A 3,842-nucleotide genomic window follows, 5' to 3' on the forward strand; every position below is an offset into this window, starting at 1 on the left:
CGCAGCGCCAGCGGCACCCACGGGACCACGGCCAGCGCGGCCAGCCCGGCCCAGACGCCCAGCCCGGCCCGCCAGGAGCCGAACGCGTGGGCGACCGGCACGGCGGACGCGGCGGCGACCGTCGTGCCCACCGTCAGGGCCATCGTGTACGCCCCGGTGACCAGCCCGGTGCGGTGCGGGAAGTGCTGCTTGACCAGCATCGGCAGCAGGATGTTCGCCACCGCGATGCCGGCCAGCGCGAGCGCGCTGGTGAGCACGAAGACCGCCGCCGACCCGGTGACCGCGCGCAGCACCTGCCCGGCGGTGAGCGCGACCATGGCCAGGACGAGCACCCGGGGCGCCGCCCAGCGGCGGACCAGCCACGGGGTGAGCGCCCCCAGCCCGGCGAACGCCACGGTGGGCAGGGTGGTGACCACGCCGGCCATGGCGCCGGAGAGGCCGAGCCCGACGCGGATCTCGTCGAGCAGCGCGCCCAGGCTGGTGACCGCGGCCCGCAGGTTCAACGCGACCAGCAGCATCCCGGCCAGCACGAGCAGACCGCCACGCGCCGGACCGACGGCCGGGGCCGGGGTGGCGGCCGGGGCCGGGCCGGGCGTGACGTCGGCGGTGGGCGCGGTCGCGGTGGGCGTGGGTGGCGGGGTCATGACCTCGAACCTACAATCATGGGATGAATTTCGGCAGCAGGTGTAACCGGTGACACCCGCCGTGGATTCCGTCGCCGTGCCACCGCGCGGGCACCGGGTCCGGCAGACCATCGAGCAGCTCCGGGAGCGGATCCTCGGCGGCGAGTGGCCGGTGGGTGGGCGCATCCCCACCGAGCCGCAACTGGTCGCCGCGCTCGGGGTCGGGCGCAACACGGTCCGCGAGGCGGTCCGGGCACTGGTGCACGCCGGCGTGCTGGAGTGCCGGCAGGGCTCCGGCACCTACGTGGTGTCGACCGACGAGCTGGCCCCGGTGGTGGCCCGCCGGCTCACCGACGACCGGATGGCCGAGGTGATCGAGGTCCGGCGCGCGTTCGAGGTGGAGGCCGCCCGGCTCGCCGCGCTGCGGCGTACCCCGGCCGACCTGGCGGCGCTCGACGGCGCGCTCGCCACCCGGGAGGCCGCCTGGCGCTCCGGCCGGGTGGACGAGTTCGTCGAGGCCGACGCCGCGCTGCACACCGTGGTGGTGGCCGCCGCGCACAACGCCATGCTCGCCGAGCTGTACGCCTCGGTCGGCGCCGCGCTGCGCAGCACCGTCGCCCAGGCCATGGGCCCGGCGCTGACCGACGAGCGATACGTCGACCACGGTCGACTCGTCGCCGCGATCCGGGCCGGCGATCCGGAGCGGGCGGCGATCGAGGCCGGTGCTTTTCTCGAGGGGCCGGCCGGGGCATAGGTTGTCCGCGACGCAGATTCGGACAGCACGGGAGAACGAATGCTCAAGGGCTTCAAGGACTTCATCATGCGCGGCAACGTCGTCGACCTGGCGGTCGGCGTCGTCATCGGTGCGGCGTTCACGGGCGTGGTCACCCAGTTGACCAAGTCGTTCCTGGAACCACTGGTACGGGTGTTCATCGCACTGATCACCGGCAGCAAGGACGGCCTCAGCGGGTCGACGCCCAAGTTCCGGGGCATCCCGTTCGACTGGGTGGCGTTCGTCAACGCGGCGATCACCTTCGTGCTCACCGCGGCGGCGCTCTACTTCCTGGTCGTCTACCCGATGAACCGGCTCGCCGAGCGGCGCAAGCGCGGCGAGGAGCCGCCGCCCTCGGCGCCGAGCGAGGAGGTCAAGCTGCTCACCGAGATCCGGGACGCGCTGCTCGCCGGTGGCCACGGCACGCCCGTGCAGCGCGGCGCCCTCGACGACGTGCTGGGCCGTCGGCAGGAGCCGCCGACCCCGCGCTGACGCCATAGCCGATCGGCCCTCGTGGGAATCCCGCGGGGGCTGACGTGTATCGAACACATGTTCGATAGAGTCCGGGCATGGAGCAGCGCAGGCACTGGTGGAACGGGAAATGGGGACGGCTCGCCCGGCGGGACGTCTTCCTCCGGGTGGACGGCGACCGCTGGCACGTGGAGCAGCGCGCCGGTGGCGCCGAGGGAGTCTCCCGGTTCTACGAGCACGCCAGCGTCGAGGAGGCGGAGGAGACGGTCCGGGCGCTCCTGGAAGGGCCGGACACCTGGCGCGAGCTGTCCCCCCGCCCACCGGGCGGCTGGGCCCCGTCCACCTAGGTCCGGTCTCGGCCGAGCCCACGGCGAGACGTGCCGGAAACGAGCATCAGCCGCTGCCGGTGACCGTGCGTGACCACGCCAGAGGAACGGTCGCCCGAGGGCGATATACCTGAGGGTCATAATTATGACCCTCAGGTATATCGCTTCACCCGACCCTCTTCCATCAGCCCCGACCGCCCCACGGGACGGCGGCCGGCGCCCACGATCCGTTTAGCGCCCGCGCGCCCCGGGAACCGCTCCTGCATGAGCCAGCAGCAGGACACCGTCTCCCGGGTCACCACCGGCATGCGGGTGGTCGACTCCACCGGCGTCGAGGTGGGCGCCGTGGATCTCGTCCAACGCGGTGACCCGGCGGCGGTGACCGTGCAGGCGCCCACCCCGGTCGACCCGGGCGGCAGCCTCGACGAGCTGATCGAGTCGGCGGCCGTCGACGAGCCGGAGGTGCCGGCCGACCTGGCCGCCCGGCTGCTGCGCGAGGGCTACCTCAAGGTCTCCACCGAGCTGACCCCCACCGGCGCGGTCTACGTGCTGGCCGACCGGATCGCCGGGGTCAGCGACGGCGCGGTACGCCTCACCGTCCCGGCCGCGGAGCTACCCGCCGAGGAGTGACCGCCGCACGTCAGGCGGAGCGGACGGGGACGGCCTCGCGGTCGACCCCGTCAGCCGGTGTCTCGCCAGGTCGCGCCCGGTCGGCCCGGCGGCGGAAGAGCAGCAGCATCAGGCAGCCGGCGACCAGGCCCCAGAACGCCCCACCGACTCCGAGCAGGCTGACCCCGGAGGCGGTGACCACAAGCGTGACCACGGCGGCCTCCCGCGCCTCCGGCCGGGCCACCGCCGCCGCGACCGCGCCGGCCAGCGCGCCCAGCAGGGCGAGGCCGGCGACCGCCTCGACCAGCACCGGCGGAGAGAGCAGCACCAGGGCGGTAGCCGCGCCGGCGCCCAGGCCGAGCAGCGCCAGGCCGATCCCGGCGGTGACCGAGGCGATCCAGCGCCGGTCCGGGTCGGGGTGGGCGTCGGGGCCGGCGGCGAGCGCGGCGGTGATCGCGGCCAGGTTCACCGCGTGCCCGCCGACGGGTGCGCCGAGCGCGGTGGCGAGCCCGGTGACCCGCAGTGCGGAGCCCAGCGGGGCCCGGTAGCCGTAGCCGGCGAGCACGGCGACGCCGGGCACGTTCTGCGCGGCCATGGTGACCAGGAACAGCGGGAGCGCGAGGCCGACCACCGCGGGCAGCGTCCAGGCGGGCACGGTGAGCGCGACCACCGGCGTGACGTCCAGCCGGGCCGGCCCGGAGGTGGTCAGCGCGATCGCCACCACGGCCACGGCGAGCGCGCCGGGGACCGCCCACCGGCGGGCGAAGCGGTGCAGCAGCAGCCAGACGAGCACCACCGGCACGGCCAGGCGGGGCACCTCCACCAGCGCGCGTACCGGCGCGGTGCAGAGCGGCAGCAGGACGCCGGCGAGCATGGCGGAGGCGATGGGCGCGGGGATGGCGGCGACCGCGCGGCCGAGCGCGGGGACCAGTCCGGCCGTGACGACGAGCAGGCCGGTGAGCAGGAAGGCACCCACCGCGGCGGGCCAGCCGCCGGGCACCGGCCCGGTGGCCACGAGCAGCGCCGCGCCCGGCGTGGACC

General features: G+C 75.2%; 6 protein-coding genes. 4 read left to right on the top strand and 2 right to left on the bottom strand.

Translation table 11 applies throughout. From position 1 onward, the window contains the following. Positions 1-644 (bottom strand): MFS transporter (locus HUW36_RS27685; RefSeq protein WP_484502605.1); only part of this gene is annotated, 644 nt, incomplete at its 3' end. A gap of 49 nt (positions 645-693) precedes the next feature. Between HUW36_RS27685 and HUW36_RS27690 the strand changes: the two genes are divergently transcribed. From HUW36_RS27690 to HUW36_RS27705, 4 genes are all read left to right on the top strand, one after another. Then, positions 694-1,377, top strand: a complete 684-nt coding sequence (locus HUW36_RS27690) for a FadR/GntR family transcriptional regulator (protein ID WP_174530826.1) — start codon at positions 694-696, stop codon at positions 1,375-1,377. A 39-nt stretch (positions 1,378-1,416) separates the two neighbouring features. Further along, positions 1,417-1,887 carry a large conductance mechanosensitive channel protein MscL gene (gene mscL, locus HUW36_RS27695; protein ID WP_174530827.1) on the top strand — a complete coding sequence of 157 codons (471 nt, stop codon included), beginning with the start codon at positions 1,417-1,419 and terminating at the stop codon, positions 1,885-1,887. 77 nt (positions 1,888-1,964) lie between these two features. Next, positions 1,965-2,213: a hypothetical protein gene (locus HUW36_RS27700; protein ID WP_174530828.1), complete on the top strand. Its 249-nt coding sequence runs from the start codon at positions 1,965-1,967 to the stop codon at positions 2,211-2,213. A 243-nt stretch (positions 2,214-2,456) separates the two neighbouring features. Further along, on the top strand, positions 2,457-2,822 hold the full coding sequence (locus tag HUW36_RS27705) for a hypothetical protein (protein ID WP_174530829.1): 366 nt from the start codon (positions 2,457-2,459) through the stop codon (positions 2,820-2,822). A 10-nt stretch (positions 2,823-2,832) separates the two neighbouring features. Here the strand turns inward: HUW36_RS27705 and HUW36_RS27710 are convergent. Beyond that, positions 2,833-3,842 (bottom strand): benzoate/H(+) symporter BenE family transporter (locus tag HUW36_RS27710; RefSeq protein WP_174530830.1); only part of this gene is annotated, 1,010 nt, incomplete at its 5' end.

The organism is Micromonospora maritima, assembly GCF_902825405.1.
GTDB classification, from domain to species: Bacteria; Actinomycetota; Actinomycetes; order Mycobacteriales; family Micromonosporaceae; genus Micromonospora; species Micromonospora maritima.

Excerpts from the sequence above, each read along its gene's own strand:
- HUW36_RS27705 (WP_174530829.1), top strand. The coding sequence starts at position 2,457 with ATGAGCCAGCAGCAGGACACCGTCTCCCGGGTCACCACCGGCATGCGG.
- HUW36_RS27700 (WP_174530828.1), top strand. The coding sequence starts at position 1,965 with ATGGAGCAGCGCAGGCACTGGTGGAACGGGAAATGGGGACGGCTCGCC.
- mscL (WP_174530827.1), top strand. The coding sequence starts at position 1,417 with ATGCTCAAGGGCTTCAAGGACTTCATCATGCGCGGCAACGTCGTCGAC.